Origin of the sequence: Pseudarthrobacter sp. H2, from assembly GCF_050157045.1 — a bacterium.
GTDB lineage: Bacteria > Actinomycetota > Actinomycetes > Actinomycetales > Micrococcaceae > Arthrobacter.
In genome coordinates, this window is record NZ_CP189594.1 from 1 (window position 1) to 14,566 (window position 14,566).

General features: G+C 67.1%; 13 protein-coding genes. 3 read left to right on the plus strand and 10 right to left on the minus strand.

The annotated features are described in order from the left end of the window. Positions 1-23: 23 nt before the first annotated feature. Both ACQCSZ_RS00005 and ACQCSZ_RS00010 read right to left on the minus strand, forming a co-directional pair. Positions 24-2,528: a tyrosine-type recombinase/integrase gene (locus tag ACQCSZ_RS00005; protein WP_427006134.1), complete on the minus strand. Its 2,505-nt coding sequence runs from the start codon at positions 2,526-2,528 to the stop codon at positions 24-26. After that, the gene (locus ACQCSZ_RS00010; RefSeq protein WP_427004864.1) at positions 2,525-2,809 is read right to left on the minus strand and encodes a hypothetical protein; all 285 of its coding nucleotides are present in this window, start codon (positions 2,807-2,809) and stop codon (positions 2,525-2,527) included. Before ACQCSZ_RS00010 ends, ACQCSZ_RS00005 begins: the two co-directional genes overlap by 4 nt. A 179-nt stretch (positions 2,810-2,988) precedes the next feature. Between ACQCSZ_RS00010 and ACQCSZ_RS00015 the strand changes: the two genes are divergently transcribed. Further along, positions 2,989-3,228, plus strand: coding sequence for a hypothetical protein (locus ACQCSZ_RS00015; RefSeq protein ID WP_427006135.1), 240 nt, complete (start codon positions 2,989-2,991; stop codon positions 3,226-3,228). Between the two features lie 202 nt (positions 3,229-3,430). On the opposite strand, the gene ACQCSZ_RS00020 is transcribed toward ACQCSZ_RS00015, so the two are convergent. The 8 genes from ACQCSZ_RS00020 to ACQCSZ_RS00055 all read right to left on the minus strand — a co-directional run bounded on the left by ACQCSZ_RS00020 (position 3,431) and on the right by ACQCSZ_RS00055 (position 13,277). After that, positions 3,431-5,635, minus strand: coding sequence for a hypothetical protein (locus tag ACQCSZ_RS00020; RefSeq protein WP_427006136.1), 2,205 nt, complete (start codon positions 5,633-5,635; stop codon positions 3,431-3,433). Continuing rightward, positions 5,632-7,356, minus strand: coding sequence for a hypothetical protein (locus tag ACQCSZ_RS00025; RefSeq protein WP_427004860.1), 1,725 nt, complete (start codon positions 7,354-7,356; stop codon positions 5,632-5,634). Before ACQCSZ_RS00025 ends, ACQCSZ_RS00020 begins: the two co-directional genes overlap by 4 nt. Then, positions 7,356-8,813, minus strand: coding sequence for a tyrosine-type recombinase/integrase (locus ACQCSZ_RS00030; protein ID WP_427004859.1), 1,458 nt, complete (start codon positions 8,811-8,813; stop codon positions 7,356-7,358). The genes ACQCSZ_RS00025 and ACQCSZ_RS00030 overlap by 1 nt, the downstream gene beginning before the upstream one ends. A gap of 95 nt (positions 8,814-8,908) precedes the next feature. Further along, the gene (locus ACQCSZ_RS00035; protein WP_427006137.1) at positions 8,909-9,949 is read right to left on the minus strand and encodes a tyrosine-type recombinase/integrase; all 1,041 of its coding nucleotides are present in this window, start codon (positions 9,947-9,949) and stop codon (positions 8,909-8,911) included. Beyond that, entirely contained in the window at positions 9,843-10,370 is a 528-nt protein-coding gene (locus tag ACQCSZ_RS00040; RefSeq protein WP_427006138.1) for an IS110 family transposase, read from the minus strand. Before ACQCSZ_RS00040 ends, ACQCSZ_RS00035 begins: the two co-directional genes overlap by 107 nt. A 474-nt stretch (positions 10,371-10,844) precedes the next feature. Beyond that, positions 10,845-12,287 (minus strand): IS1380 family transposase, encoded by a 1,443-nt coding sequence (locus tag ACQCSZ_RS00045; protein ID WP_427006139.1) that lies wholly within the window; start codon positions 12,285-12,287, stop codon positions 10,845-10,847. Positions 12,288-12,366: 79 nt separating this feature from the next. After that, entirely contained in the window at positions 12,367-12,900 is a 534-nt protein-coding gene (locus tag ACQCSZ_RS00050) for a hypothetical protein (RefSeq protein WP_427006140.1), read from the minus strand. After that, entirely contained in the window at positions 12,897-13,277 is a 381-nt protein-coding gene (locus ACQCSZ_RS00055) for a hypothetical protein (protein WP_427006141.1), read from the minus strand. The genes ACQCSZ_RS00050 and ACQCSZ_RS00055 overlap by 4 nt, the downstream gene beginning before the upstream one ends. A 102-nt stretch (positions 13,278-13,379) precedes the next feature. On the opposite strand from ACQCSZ_RS00055, the gene ACQCSZ_RS00060 reads away from it, so the two are divergent. Both ACQCSZ_RS00060 and ACQCSZ_RS00065 read left to right on the plus strand, forming a co-directional pair. Next, positions 13,380-13,628 (plus strand): hypothetical protein, encoded by a 249-nt coding sequence (locus tag ACQCSZ_RS00060; RefSeq protein WP_427006142.1) that lies wholly within the window; start codon positions 13,380-13,382, stop codon positions 13,626-13,628. A 22-nt stretch (positions 13,629-13,650) separates the two neighbouring features. Continuing rightward, on the plus strand, positions 13,651-14,514 hold the full coding sequence (locus ACQCSZ_RS00065) for an IS630 family transposase (RefSeq protein ID WP_427008447.1): 864 nt from the start codon (positions 13,651-13,653) through the stop codon (positions 14,512-14,514). Positions 14,515-14,566: the final 52 nt, after the last annotated feature.

Sequence of the window (14,566 nt, forward strand, 5' to 3'; positions counted from 1 at the left end):
AAATTCCAGGAAAATCGCCCGTATTACGGGCCGTTTCTGGGGTCGGGTGGGCTGATGTTGGTGCGGCCGGCGGCTTGGGTGAAGGTGGGCATGCCGAGTTGGGTCGTGTTTCGGCGCTCGGTTATTTGGTCCATTTCGGCAAGTTTGGCTCGGGCCCCTGCGAGGCTGACTTTGAGGCCTTCGGCTTCTCCGAGCCAGCGGTGGGACTCGGCTTCGGCGATGCGGTCGATGAGGTTGTCGCGGATCTGTGCCAGGCGGGGTCTGGCCGTGGGATCGGGCCGCAGCAGGGGGCAGCGCAGGCAGCTGTGCTCGTGGATGCAGGGCGTGTCGTAGGAGCGGCCGCAGTCACCGATGGAAACCTTCCGGTGTTCGAAGTGGCCGATGAACTCGGACCATTCCTCGTCGGTGGGGGTGCGGTATTCCTGGCTCGGACGCAGCGCGCGGCGGCGGGCGATGAACTCACGGTGGCCGTTGATGACTTCTTCGGGGTAGACGGCCTTGTATCCCATGGTGGTGTTGATGTCGCGGTGTCCGGCGACGAGTTGGGCGATGTGCGGTGGCATGCCGTGCATGATCGCATCGGTGATGAAGATTCGGCGGAAGTCGTGGAAGGTGTAGCGCATCGGGCTGCCGGCGCCGTCCTTGATGCCGAGTTCCTCCAGCGCGTGGTCCAGGTATGTGCGTAACGCGGTTTCTGAAACTGCCCGGTTGTCCAGACGCCGCCGCCATTGGAACAACAGGGGCAGGGGCTGGTTGTAGACGCGTTCGTTTTTGTCGTAGGACACTACCGGCGAAACATGCGGTTGCCCGGCGCGGATCCGGGAGACGATCTGGGAGAGCACGTCAGCGAGTTCGGGTGAGATGACCAGTATTCGCTCGGCGTCGGTCTTGGATGGGGCGATCTGCAGAAGAGGAACCAGTTCCCCCGTGTCGGGCAGCCGGTATTGGATCAGGCTGTGGTGTGAGAGTTCACCGAGCTCTTCGATGCGGATGCCCGTGTGGCGCAGCACCTCGACCATGGCCCAGGTCCAGAAACCACGGTGCTCTCCGAAGGTCAGATCGCGGCGTGGTCCGCCCTCCGGGTCCTCGGCCCAGACCCGGCCTGTGGCTTCGGTCTTCATGGCCGTGCGGCGCAAAGTTTGGCCTGCAGCGGTGAAAAGTTCACCGGCAGTGGTGCGTTCGCCGGCGGCGAGCAGGTCACTGGTGCGTGCCCGTTCGGCCTGCACCCACGAGACCAGCGCCGGCAGCACCGGCAGCCGTTCGCGGGTGCGTTGGTCCGTGCGTGATTTACGGGCCAACCGGTCTTTTTTGTGGGAGACATCGGTGGCGCTGACCGGGCAACGCACCGCCCACGGACCCCACCGTGCAGGGTCGTCATCGGCCCATTCGGCCAGATCCAGGTAGAAGGCGCGCACGGCAGAAAAGACGCTGCGTCCATCCAGCCGTGCCGACGTCCTTTGGATCTGCTCCCCGTTGGCAGAGGTGCTGGTGCGGGCACGGGTCATGACCCGCTTTTTCCATGACGCGGCGACCTCGGACGAGAACTTCAGTGAATCGATCCCTGGCTGGTGGGCTTCCAGGTCGGCCCAGAACAATTTGCCCAGCAGGTAGGCGGTGCGTTGCAATGAGGAGAAGTCCATCGCCATCTGGCGTTCCCGCAGGTAATCCACGAGCACGTCCCGGACCGGTCGGCACTTGATGTTGTAGCGGTCGATCAGCTGCTCGCACGTCGGTTGCCCGTTGCCGGAAAACATTTCAATGGCGGCGGGCGCATCCTCGCCCCAGACATGGTGGCGCAGCAGTTGATAGAACAGCGGGCTGCGCGCGTTTGTCTGCAGCCGGGTACTGGTGCCGATACCGGTGACGGTCGCAAGCAGCTCAACGCAGTCTCCGACCCTCACCGCCGAGATCGGGCCTCCCTTGGCGGCCATGATGACTGCGATCCGAGTCAGGGCCTGTTGGCTGGTTTGCGGTTCCAGGTGCGCGTCGGTGCAGGCCTGGTTCAAGTCGGCGAACGCCTTGCTGTCGCGGGTGCGGGCCATCTCGGGGGCCAATCCCCGGCGCGCCGGGGCGAAACGCAACAGCCAGTCCAGGCCCGGACGGATCACATCAGCGCAGATCAACACCATCAGGCCGATGCTCAGGTGGGGTGCCGGCTCACCAGGAGCGTTCCGCCCCCGGCCGGCGGCCTCGCCGATGAACAAGTCCCGCCAGTCGGGCGCAGCCTCCGCGCCGCTGGCCTGCCACCGTTGCTGCCAGTTCCCGCCGGGGAAATCGGCCAGCCAGCCCAGGACAGCCAGCACTCCCGTCCGGCGAATCCGCTGGCTGTTCGGATTCTCCAAACTGAACGGTGCAGCGAGCACGCGGGCCAGCACCGCAGAACGATCATCACAGGTCGAAGGCCACGACGGGCCGACCTCGCGGGCGGGGAACGCGGCCATCAGCTGCGCCCCGGTTTGCCCCACTGCGTTGCCCGTCACCGCACCGCTGGCCACCGGCGGGGCGAGTAATTGTTCGCTGCCCGTCATGGCTGGTTCCCTCCGAAGAGGATCCGCAGGCTTTCGGGCCGGTAACCGGGTGCCGGCGGGGGCGCCGGGTCACGCAGGAGCTGCCGGGCATGAAAGGCAAGCACTCCGGCAATCACGTCCTCGGTCACCGGGTTCAGATACCGCTGCGTGGTCGATAAAAATGCATGACCCAGGACCCATTGCACGTCGGTCAACGGCATCTTCGGATCCTGGGCCATCCGGTAGGCGGCCGTGTGGCTTGTGTCCGCAGAGGCCGTGTGCGGTCGGGTTTGTGTGGTCATTGGTCCGGGTTCGTTAAGGACGATGTGATGGTGACGTGGATCGTCCAGCGTGTTGCATTCGACCGCTGACGCCATGACAGAGATCACATTGCGGACGCGTTGTGAGTACCCGTGTGGCGCGGAGTCGCTGTCGCGCAGATGCTGTCGGGTCGGCTGGGCAGCTCAGCATGGTCCGATCGATGGGGTCTTCGCCGGCGTACCGGGAGACGGGCGACGCGGCTCGATGTGTCGGCGACGGCGCGGAGTCGGATGATCTCCTCGTGCTGCGCGGCCAGACGGGCCAGGGTCTTGCCGCGGAAGTCGCCGAGTTCTGCGATGGCCTGTTCCGCCTGTGTGAGACGGTCCCTGAGCTTGGCGTTCTCAGTCTTGAGTCGATCGACCTGCGCGATCTTCGGGTCGGGGTGGTCCCGGTGTCCTGAAGGCGCTTGAGTCGGTCCTCGAACTCGGCGCGCAGGTGGGCGTAGGGGCGGCTGCCGTAGAAGGCGGTTCGGTCGACGCCGGATTCGCGGGCCAGGGTCTTGATGTCGCAGTTCCCGCCGGGCGGGATCTCGCCGCGCAGCAGGCGGTCCATGGCGGCGCGGATGCGCATCTCGTTCTCGGTGCGGGCCGCGGCAGTAATCCTCACGCGTCGTCCTCCTTCGTGATCTGGGACGAAGCGACGTCGATCTCGGCGATGACGCGCAGGGCCCGGTCGTAGTCGCCGCTCAGACGTGTGCGTTCGGCGGTGCGGGTCTTGCCGAGCTGGCCGAGGAACGCCTTGGTGCTTGCGGCGTGCTCGGCCCATACCGGGCGGTGGGCCAGGTGGTGGGTGGCCTGCGGGCAACGGGCCGAGTCACACATTCCGGCTAGCGGCCGCGTCGCGGCAGGGGTGCCGGCCAGCTTCAGGCAGAGCGCCCGGGAGGGGTCGGTGAACCAGCAGTAGTTCGCCGGCCCCAGGTGCAGCACCTTCGCCCGCTTGCTCAACAGGTTGAGGATGTCGCGGTCGTTGCGCTGGATCGTCGGCGCCGGGGCGGAGCCCTCATTAGGGGTGCCGTCGATGCTGGCGAAGAACTCTGTCAGGGCCCGGGCGCCGGGTCCTGCCGGCAGGATGCCCTGCTGGTAGTTTCGGAACTCGGCCAGGACCAGCTCCAGGTTCCGGTCGGCTTCATTCTTGTTGACCTCGGCTAACAGCATGGCTTGGGCGCCGCCGGGGCGAGAGCTGTAGCCCTCCGTTGTGGCGACGGCGATGTGTTTCAGGTGGATCTTGGTGGCGAGGACGCCGCCGGGCCGGTAGGCCATCTCCAAGGACAGTGTCCGCCTGAGCATTCTGAGGTTCACCCGGCCTTCCGGGATCGGGTCCAGGCCGATCCGTGCCCCGGCCGGGGAGTTGACCCAGGCCCGGAACCAGGCGTAGCGGACCGAGAAGGCGAAGCGCCCGAACAGCGGCGCCCCGTCGTGGGCGTCCTCGTGCAGCCGTTCGGCGAGCTCGACCGCCCGGTAGGCCGGTTCGATGACGATCCACTCGTCGTCGGTGCCGCCCAGGGGCTGACCTTTGACGATCTTGCTGGCGATCCGGAAGCGGTGCAGGCCGGGGATGGGTTCCTCGACCGGGCGGCGGCAGCCGACGCGCAGGGCCATCAGCTCGGAGGCGCGCATCCCGGAGACCGCGGCCAGGACGATGATCGAAGCGGTGCGGACGGTTCCGATCAGCGCGACGGCCTGGGACCGGTGCAGCGGGAGTGTCCAGGGAAGCGTGCCGGAGCCGTCGGCGGCCGGGGTGTCGGCCGCGTCGCGTCCGAACACCTTCTCAACCCCCACCGACGCCACCGCCTGCTCCAGTGGCCCCCGCATGGTCGGGATCCACCGGGCCCAGAACTGGCTATAACCGGCCGTCCTGGCCAGCGCTCCGGTGGCCAGTGGCAGCAGCGGGTCCTCGGCCGCCCAGCCGTCGGCGATCCGGGCGGCGATGTCGTGGTCTTCCATCATCGGGAGCCCCGTGCCGGCGGATGTGTACTGGGCCAGCACGGCCTTGATGTCCTCGGGGAAGGACGGGGAGCTGTGGCGCAGGCCGGCTGCCTTGAGCGAGGAGACGCGGTCGACGGCGCGTACTTGCTGTTGCAGTTCGATCACGTGCGGGCCGAGCACGCCGACCAAGTGCAGGGCCGCGGCGAGTATCGGCTGCAGGACGTGGTCGGGGACCGGCTCTGTGGCGTTCCCTGTCCGGCCCGAGGGCATCTCGGCGACCGCCGAAGCCGTGGCCCCGCCCCAGGGCCGCAGGTCTGTCCGGACGCGGTCGGCGGTGAACAGCTCCCGGTAGTTGACCAGATCGACGATGACTTGGGCGGCGGTGCGTCGGATGCCGTGGCTCTGCTCTCCGACGACGACGCCTTCGTCATCGACGATGTAGCGCCGATGCCCCAGGTAGGCCTCGCAGTCGGCGGTCTCCAAGTGTTCCAGGCTGGGCAGCCCGCGCTGGGCGAGCCAGGCGAAGAACCTGGTGATTTCCTTCAGGCGTCCGTTGCAGCTGCGCAGGTGCAGCGGCGTGCGGTAGGCCCGTGGCAGCAGCGCGACGGCCTCGTGCCGCGGGGCCAGCAGTGCCAGGACGAGTTCCTTGGCGACCATGCGCCATCGCGGATCGGTGATCGCGGCGAAGTCAAAGCGCCGGTTGGCCAGAGCCATGTCGACCGGGAGGCCGACGACGTCGGTGAAGTCCCAGAGGTCCTCCTCGAACACCGGACGGTAGGTGTCGGGCGGGAGTGTCAAGCCGGCCTCGCCGCAGATGTCGGAGCCGGTGAACGGGGCGGCCCGGCGGTCATCGGCCTGGATGGGGGAAACGGCGGATCTCATGTGGTGCGCTCCTCGGGACGTAGCGGGATCTCCTCGTCGGCGCCGGCCACGGCGATTGCCGCGGCGGCCACGACCGCGGGGTCGAAGCGGTCCAGCACCTGGCTGATCCGGACGGCATAGGGGCCGAAAACGGCCATGAACTGGGCGGCGGGCATCTGCTGCCACTGGCGGGAGAAGAATGCCTTTAGGCGCAGCAGGTTCGCCGCGTGGCGCGGGGCGAACACCGCCAGCGGACAGAGCAGGCAGACCCAGGGACGGGCCGGGCACGGTTTGCCCGCCGGGCCGTGCAGCCCGGAGAGCTGGTCGCCGCAGGCTGCGGTGAACACGTCCCGGGCTCCGCCGACCAGTTCGGAAATCGCGGCGTCGCCCAGGCCGAGCCCGGCCATCAGCTGCGGGTAGTCCCTGGCCAGCGCAGCCGCGTCCTCCTCGGTGATCACCGTGGGCGGGTGAGCACGGCGCAGGATGTCGTGCTGGGCATCCTCCACGATCGTCTCGACCAGGTGCCGCTGCGCCGGCGTCGTGGCGGTCAGGTAGTGGTCGCCTTCGACCGACGGGGTGTGGTTGGGATCGATCGTGGCCCGGGCGCTGCCGCTCCAGGTGCTCTTGTCACGCACCGCGTGGTAGGTGGTGCGGATCCGCGACCGGTGGATCTTCAACGGCTGCCCGTCCGAGCCGAAGACCTCCCGGCGGCGGACCCAGCGCTGGATAGCGACGCGGTCAACATCCCGGACCAGGCGGGCATTGCCGACCAGGCTCATTCCCAGCCAGAGCCTGTCGCGCTCGGCGGCGGGAACCAGGCCCCGCAGCAACGCCGAGTGTGAGAGCCACTGCTCCAGCAGCCGCACCGCGGCCCGCGGCAGGTTCAGGCTCTCCGTCGAAGTCCGGCCTTTGACATAGGACAGCAGCACCGTGGAGTCACCGGCCCAGTCGACATCCCCGACGCCCAGGTCCGCGATACCGTCCGGGACGATCCCGGAGTAGACGCCGAACAGCAGTCGGTAGGCGATGAGTGCATCAAGGTGCGGGAACGCGGCCTGTACGGCCTGGTGGAACAGGACAGTGCCGCCGCGGCTGCGGAAAGCGTCGTAGGTGACGCCCAGCGCGGCGGCGAAGCCCGGCGTGCTGATCGGGCCGCTGCGGGCCAGCAGCCAACAGAAGTTCTCCGCTGTCCAACCGCCTTCGGCCGGGTGTCGGCCTGCGGCCACTGACAGCAGGGCTCTGCGGTGCGCGGCGTAGGATTCCTCGACCAGCGTCCGGCATGCCGAGGCCAACCGGTCCCACTCGGCCTCCGGGTAGGGCGGCAACGCCTGCCGGTTCGGCTGGATGTTGAAGTGGCGTCCCGCGGCCAACTCCAGCACCCCCTCGCCCAGGACGCCGCCGGAGCGGGCGAACCCCTCCACCAACGCCCGGGTCTGCGCCTCCAGATGGGTCGGACCGGCCATCCAGAACTTGGCCAACTGGCCCCGGCGCAGGTCACCGGCACCGCCGATGAAGCCCCCCTCTGCCACGGCCAGGACCATACGCCGCAGAGCCCGGACATAGTGAACGACCGAGCCTGCCGAATCGACGGTGCCGTGCGGATGGATCAGCTCCACCAAGCCGACCGCCAGGTCCCTGGCCAGGCGCGGGTTGGGCAGGCCCTCAAGCGAGAACTCGGCCGTGTCACCGTCGCTGAACACGCAGACCACGCCCAGCGGATCATCGAGAACCATCGTGGGCATCAGGCTTGGTCCTGCTCGTCAAACTCCGCATCGGACTCACGCTCGGCCGCGGCCGCGTCGAGGATCCCCGCCTCCGCCCCGGCGGCCTCGTAAGCGTGCCGGTAGATCCGTGTGGTGTCCAAGCGCTTGAGGTACTTCTCCGTCGTCAAGACAGTCGAGTGGCCGAGGAGATCGCGCAGCACCAGCAGCGGGTCGGCCTTCGACAGGTAGAACACCAGCGCCGCGTCGGCGTCAGCGTCCTTCGCCAGCCGTGCGGCAGCCCGGTAGTGCCCGCTGACCAGGTACTCGAGGGTTCTCATGGCAAAGCTGTGGCGAAGCCGATGGGGGTTTACGTGGGGGAACCTGGGTTCGAACCGGGCCCGGATCCGATCCGAGGTCCGCTCGAACACCGTGGCCCAGGCTGTGAACGGGCCGCCGCCGCTCTTGACCGCCAGCAGGCACGATCCGCCCCCGGGCGCGACCAGACGTCGCCGCTCCGCCGGTGTCAGCGACGCCCACGGCCGGCGGACGCCATTGATCCGGCCGCCCCGCTCGTCGGGGTCGCTCACCAGCAGCGGCTCGCCCCAGCGTCGCGGCGGACGCCATGCCGAGCCGGCGGTTGCGGCCTCCCGGTCCAGGCCCATGTAGTCGTGGACGGATGCCAGCGCATCGTAGGAGGTCCACGTGGTGCGCGGCTTGCGGCCCTTGGTGATCCCGGCCGGCACCGGGAACGGGATCGGCACAGTCGTCGGTGTCGGCGGCAGCGCGGGAATCTCCCAGGGCAGCAGGTGTGTGAACTCGGCCAGCCGCAGCCCGGTGGCCAGCGCCAGGTCGCCGATCGCGGCGTTGCGCGGCATCTCCCGGCCAGCGAAGCCGGTGTCGGGCGAGCCGTCCGGTGCCAGCCCGCGCAGGCCGTTGCGGAACAGCTCGATGAAGTCCGGCTCCAGGTACTTGATAGTCACGTGCGGCTTCGGAGTACGCCGCACCGCCAGGTTCACCTTCACCTCCCGTCCGGTGCCGGCGAACAACGCCCGCGCCGACCGGTAGGTGAACGGCTCGGCGGCCGCATACCCCTCATCGATCGCCCACCGGTAGAACAGCGACAGAATGCTCATATGCTGGCCCCACGTCGTCGCCGCGAACCTGCCCTTCACCGGACCCGCGGCCCGATGCTCGGCATACCGGCTCAACCCGGCCTTCAGCCGCTCCCGCGAGTCGAACAACGCGATCCCGTGCACGGCGAGGAACTCCGCCCACTCCTTCACCGCCCGCGCGTAGTTCTCCCATGAACTCGGTGCCGGGGCCCCGCTGACCGGGAGCTCGCGCAGCCACCGGTTCACCACCGCAGCCGGCCGCGGTGCAGCCGGACCGTCCTCGAACAGCAAGTCGTCATCGACCAGCACCGGCATCCCCTCCGGGATCACCGGCCTGTACTCGATATCCCAGGACTCCCAGCCCCGCGACGAGAAGAAACTCATAATCACAGAGCTGACAATAGAAACACCACACACCGTGACGCAAAGCCCAGACACCGAGGGAGCGCCCACCTCAAAGGCTTATCGCAACACGGGAACTAAGCAGAGATAATGTGGCGAAGGTCGTGCAGGGACCAGTCCGTGCCCAGCGATGCATTCGCCCGATCGAACATCGCCCGCGCCGCGTCATAGGTCAAGGCACGGAACGGGCGCCGCAACGTCCACCACAACGGTTCGTCCCTGCCCGGCGGAACCAGGTCCGACACTTGTGTTTGATAGAGACGCAGCCAGAGGAACGCGTCCGGCGCGGCAGGCAATGGCTGTAACGCACCGGTGCCCTTGCGCAGCACGGTGATTAATTGCTGCCCGGGATCAACGTCAGCCACCGTGGCCCCAAGCAGCTCCGAGGCCCGGGCACCTGTCGAGACCCAGAACGCGACCAGCGCCCGGTCCCGGTGCGAGCCCAGCTGCGCGAACAACTTATCGAACTGGTCATCGGGGATCGCCCGTGGGGCCCGGGTCACGACCTTGGGCCGATAGCGGCCGCGGCGCTGCCCGGAAAACGGTTCCATCGGGTTGTGATGCGCCCGCGCGCGGGTGCCTCCACGGGCGCGGGCCAGGGGAAACGGGTTGAGCATCGGTCCGGTGCCCGCTTCCAGGTGGAAATCGTAGAAGCCACGCAAAACGCTCTCGCAATGCGCAACCGTTACCGCGGCATACCGGTCGCCGTCCGGGGCCTTGCCCGGCCCAGGAGTCCCCCTATCCGCTCCGTGCCCCGCGTCGGAACCCGGCCCCCCACCATCGGGGTACCGCCAATGCGGTCGCACCGGCTTGAGCGCCACCTGCAGCCAACGGCAGAAATCACGCGCCTCGACCCGGGTTGCCTGATCCCACACCATCTCAAGGGCCGCCAGGAATCGAAACCAACGCAACAAGTCCATGCCATATGACCGCAGCGTCGTCGCTGGCCGCCCGCACGCCACCAGCTCGGCGAAGAATGCCGCCGCCGGCCTTATCGTCTCTCCGGCGCCGTCAACCAGCCGATACGGTTCGAAGGGGTTCCCGGTTGCCTCCAGCGAACCCGACGGCGGCACCACCAGCCCGGACAGTACCCGCGGAACGTTCTCTTCGTTGCCCATGAGAACAGAACCTAGCCGATGCAAACCGGCGCCGCCCACGGTTCTCCCGGGTGGACCCGGTTAGTTCGGTTAACACGTCGGTTTTAGGTCTTCCCGGGACGTTCTTGACGTCGCGGGCGTTGACCAGCCACACCTGCAGCTCTCGCGCCTCCAGCAGGTAGAAGAACGGGCGCCAGTAGTCGCTGGTGGATTCGAGCACGATGCGCTCGATGCCCTCCGCTGCCAGTTGGTCGGCCAGAGCCAGAAGGTCATTGGTGGTGGCCGATACCTGCCATACCCGGGTCACCCGTTTGCCCGGGATGCTCCCATGCGGGACCCGGGTGCAGACCATGCCGCTGGCCTTGGCGACGTCGATTGCCGCCACCCGCTGCACGGGCTGATCGTCATCAGCGACCTCGATCAGCGTCCCTTCCTGACTCATCAGAGTTCCCTCCCGATACCGATTCTGCGATTGAAGGGTTGCCCGGGGGCTGATAAGGGAAGCTGATAATCTGATCGGCGTGCTCAAGGCAACAGTGCGCGGCCCTTCAACAAAGCCCCACACCTGACTGATCCACGGGCTCAAGCGCCAAGGAAGCACCGGCGTGGCGGGCAACCGTCCCCATTTTCACGCCGGCACGGCGCCCCCGCAAGGGGTTACAAAGACTAACCCGAGTTGGGTCATCATGAATGCGCCCACCTGTGCTGCCCACTCGTTGGTGCCTTGTGCGCGCGCTAGCCCGGATTTTTCATCGGATGGCGGTCGGGGCGCCGGGCCTGGTTTTTGCCGTCCCGGCGGGCTGAATCGGATTTCGGGCGTGGCTGAAGGCCCGGGGGCGCCGGGCGGTGCGCGGGTTTCCACTGATCCCGTTGGTGTTCTTCTTTCCTGCTCGTGATTGTCCGGGGGGCTGTGGTGTCAGGTCCGCAGCAGGGGTGCGGGGCGGTTCGCGGCCGCGGCGATCCGGCTGATGGCTTCGAGCAGGGCGGCGATGAGGGGTTGCTCCGGCGCGGCGGCGGGCAGCAGCAGGTGGTTCCGGCGGGCGCGGGTGATGATCTTCCCGGCGGTGGCGAAGAGCCGGTAGCGCCAGCGTTTGATGTCCCAGCCCCGTGCCTTGTGGCCGTCGGGCAGGGCGGTGAGCTGGAGCCAGGAGACCAGGTTCGCGGCCAGGACCGCGAGGTTGGCCCAGGCCTGGTTGGCGGCGAAATCGAAGAAGGGGAGCTTTCCGAGCCCGGTGTTCTTTAGGGTTTTGATGCGGTTCTCGGCCCGGCCGCGGGCCCGGTGCCGGGCATCCAGAAAAGGTCCGTGCCAGCGCGGGGCATTCGTCAGGAACGCTGTCACACGGTGACCGTCGATGTCGAGCAGGGTCGGTGTCGCGCCGGGGTGCAGCGGTTCGGCGCGCAGGAAGATCTTCGTCCCGGGCGGGTAGTCCTGGAGCGGGATCACCTGGGTGGCGTTGATGACCCAGGCGTCGTCGCGTTCGACCCCGTCCTGGTCCAGGGCCGGCTGCCAGTATTTCTTGTCGTTGATCCAGTCGATCATGTGGGCCTTGCCGACCGGAACCGGGTACGAGGCGGAGAACTGCACGCCGCGCGAATGCAGGTACCAGAGGAACTTCCGGGACGCGCCGGCGCTGTCGGTGCGGACCAGGATCTTCTCCCCGTCCAGTTCCTCGTCCTCACCGTAGAGGGCGTCGGGCAGGACGGCGATGGCGGCCTCGAAGATGCGGATGTGGTCCTCGGCGTTGTTCGCGGTTGCCCCGCCGTGGCGCAGCAGTACCGCGAGTTCCTCCCCGGTGCCGCTGCCGGCACCGTAATCAATGCTGGCGGTGAACGGGGCGAATCCAAACCCGCCCTTGTAGTTTCCGGTGGCTTGTTCCTTTTCCGAGTGCGAGGTCACCAGTGTGGCGTCGAGGTCGATGAGCAGCGGGTCCGCGGCCGTCGCCTTCACCGCGGGGCTGCGGTCCCCTGCGGCTTCCCAGGCCCGGGTCCGCAGTTCCTTGGCCAGGGTCGAAAAGCCGTAATCGAAGACGTCCGGGTTCTTCACGGTGCGTTCGAAGAACCGCGAGACTGTCGCGTTCGAGGGCACCTGGCCGAACACGCCGGGCTGGGAGCGCAGGATGTCCAGGTCGGAGGCATGCTCGCCGCCGGCGGCGAGCATCACCGCCAGCGACCCGAGCAGCCTCCCGGGCCGGTGCGAGGCCATCGCGGGCACGAACTGCCCGAGCCGGTCCTCGCACAGATCCCGGAACCCGAGGGCGTCGATGAATGACGTCAGGATCCGTCCTCCGGCATGGGAGACCAGAGACTGGCCGGTGAAAGTGACCGGGACGGACGGGAAAACCTTGGTAGGCTGGTGCATCGAAAAGGTGCTCCTTCAAGACACGGAAATAACGGCGTAGACACCCCTATTTTCCCTTGTCAGAGCACCTTTTCGTCTCTTAAACACACCCCTCAGCCCAACATTGATGAAAACCCCGGGCTAGTTCATTGGCGCTGCTTGCGGTTGAGTCGTCGCTTGCGGCCAAGTCCCCGGACGTTCCTGCCAGAATGAGGCCCTGCGTGATCTCCGAGTTGTCGAGTGAAAGCCGGAAGCCAATTGGTTGGCCGTTGATGTGGACGTCAAGTGAGATCGCTTTGAGCCACGAGAGCACGTCTGCTTGGAGGTTTCGTCCTTCACCCCGAAGCACCAGCGTAAGCACTTCGAGGATGCCGGTTTTGCCTCGGAGGTTGCCGGCTGCGATGACGGTGACGCCGAGGTCGAACATGAAGGTCTCATCGATACTGCCTGGCTCGACTTCACCAGCCTTGTCACCCCGGATGCGGAGACGGTCAAGGCGGAGGCTTCGGTGCCGCCGGTTAGTGGTTGTGAGGTTAAGGCTGTAGTCGTTCAGTGTCTGTTCGACGGCTTGGACCGGGCACGAAGCCGATGCGGCAATTCGCTCTACGAGGGTCGTCGGGGTGCCTTCGTTCACTGCTTATTCCTTTCTTCAGTAGTTTGCAGGGCGTCTCTCAGACGTTCTCTTGCCCGATCGGTTATGCCAGCGATGACTGTCCCGATTTCGGCATCGGAGTATTCAGGGTGGAGGTACTGGATGTCGCGAAGTGCGCTGCCTCGTCGACCGGCAGCAAGGTCGGCGACGAGTTTCGACCGTTCGACGTAATAGATCAACTCTGGGACCGTTTCAACGATCTTCTGTGTCGTATCTCTTCCAGACGTCGTGAGGTAGTAGTCGTGTTGGGTGGTGTGTCCCGGATTACCCCGTTTGCGGCGAACCACAAGGCCGGGCGTACGCAGAACCGATAAGGCTTCATCGAGTGGTTCGTAGGCGCCGAACAGGTGGCGAAGCATCTGGTACGAACGGACTTCTGGTTCGTCGCTTTCCAGAATTTGGCGCGCTAGTGCGGTGACCGCAAAGGTTGACGGTGTTTAAAGTCGTGCCACGCTGGAAGTATGGCTGAACGTGTGAAGGTGCGCCGGCTCAGTCCGGCGGAGGGAGAGCGGCTGCTACGGATCGTGCGCCGGGGTGAGTCGAAGCAGGGAGGCAATGCGATCCGGTGGCGGCGTGCCACGATGATCCTGGCCTCGGCGGGAGGAAACACGGTGCCGGTGATCGCCCGCCTGGTTGCCGCGGACGAGGACACCGTGCGGGCGGTGATCCACCGCTTCTTTCGAGTCCGGGCTGGACTGCCTGGACCCTGACTGGGCGGGAGGCCGTCCCCGCCTGCTCGATGACGGCGACGAGGATCTCGTCGCCGCGACGGCCCTGTCCCGCCCGTGCGTGGCGGGCACGCCCATCACGCACTGGTCGGTGCGCAAGCTCGCCGGGTATCTGCGCGAAGATCCTGATCATCCGGTCCGGATCGGGAGGGAGTCGTTGCGGACCCTGCTGCACCGGCACCGGATCACCTTCCAGCACACCTCGACATGGAAGGACTCCACCGACCCCGATATCGAGGCGAAACTGGAGCGGATCGAGGAGGCGCTCGACCAGCACCCGGAACGCACCTTCGCCTTCGACGAATTCGGCCCGTTGGGGATCCGCCCCACACCCGGCACCGGATGGGCCCCGGAACGGCGGCCGGACCGGTTGCCGGCGACCTACCACCGCACCGAGGGCGTGACGTACTTCCACGGCTGCTACTCAGTCGGGGAGGACACCCTGTGGGGCATCAACCACCGGCACAAGGGCGGGGCGAACAGCCTCACCGCGCTCCAGAGCATCCGGGGCCACCTCCCGGACGGGGAACCGGTGTACGTGATCCTGGACAACCTCTCCGCCCACGGAACCCCGCGGATCCGGCGCTGGGCCGCCCGCCACCGCGTGGAGCTGTGTTTCACACCGACCAACGCGTCCTGGGCCAACCCGATCGAGGCGCACTTCGGGGTGCTGCGCCAATTCACCCTGGCCAACTCGGTCCACCCTAACCACGTGGTGCAGACCCGGCGGCTGCACGAATACCTGCGCTGGCGCAACGACCACGCCCGCCACCCCGACGTGCTGGAAGCCCAACGCCGCGAACGCGCCCGCATCCGCAGCGAGAAGGGCCACCGGTGGGGCCGCCACGACACCGCGAAAGCGGCATGAGAAAACACCCCTAACGTCAATACTGTTTACTTAGGCTTTTTTGGTATTCGCT

Excerpts from the sequence above, each read along its gene's own strand:
- ACQCSZ_RS00060 (WP_427006142.1), top strand. The coding sequence starts at position 13,380 with ATGGCTGAACGTGTGAAGGTGCGCCGGCTCAGTCCGGCGGAGGGAGAG.
- ACQCSZ_RS00040 (WP_427006138.1), bottom strand. The coding sequence starts at position 10,370 with ATGAGTCAGGAAGGGACGCTGATCGAGGTCGCTGATGACGATCAGCCC.
- ACQCSZ_RS00035 (WP_427006137.1), bottom strand. The coding sequence starts at position 9,949 with ATGGGCAACGAAGAGAACGTTCCGCGGGTACTGTCCGGGCTGGTGGTG.
- ACQCSZ_RS00020 (WP_427006136.1), bottom strand. The coding sequence starts at position 5,635 with ATGAGATCCGCCGTTTCCCCCATCCAGGCCGATGACCGCCGGGCCGCC.
- ACQCSZ_RS00015 (WP_427006135.1), top strand. The coding sequence starts at position 2,989 with ATGGGGTCTTCGCCGGCGTACCGGGAGACGGGCGACGCGGCTCGATGT.
- ACQCSZ_RS00025 (WP_427004860.1), bottom strand. The coding sequence starts at position 7,356 with ATGCCCACGATGGTTCTCGATGATCCGCTGGGCGTGGTCTGCGTGTTC.
- ACQCSZ_RS00030 (WP_427004859.1), bottom strand. The coding sequence starts at position 8,813 with ATGAGTTTCTTCTCGTCGCGGGGCTGGGAGTCCTGGGATATCGAGTAC.
- ACQCSZ_RS00045 (WP_427006139.1), bottom strand. The coding sequence starts at position 12,287 with ATGCACCAGCCTACCAAGGTTTTCCCGTCCGTCCCGGTCACTTTCACC.
- ACQCSZ_RS00010 (WP_427004864.1), bottom strand. The coding sequence starts at position 2,809 with ATGACCACACAAACCCGACCGCACACGGCCTCTGCGGACACAAGCCAC.
- ACQCSZ_RS00005 (WP_427006134.1), bottom strand. The coding sequence starts at position 2,528 with ATGACGGGCAGCGAACAATTACTCGCCCCGCCGGTGGCCAGCGGTGCG.
- ACQCSZ_RS00055 (WP_427006141.1), bottom strand. The coding sequence starts at position 13,277 with ATGCTTCGCCACCTGTTCGGCGCCTACGAACCACTCGATGAAGCCTTA.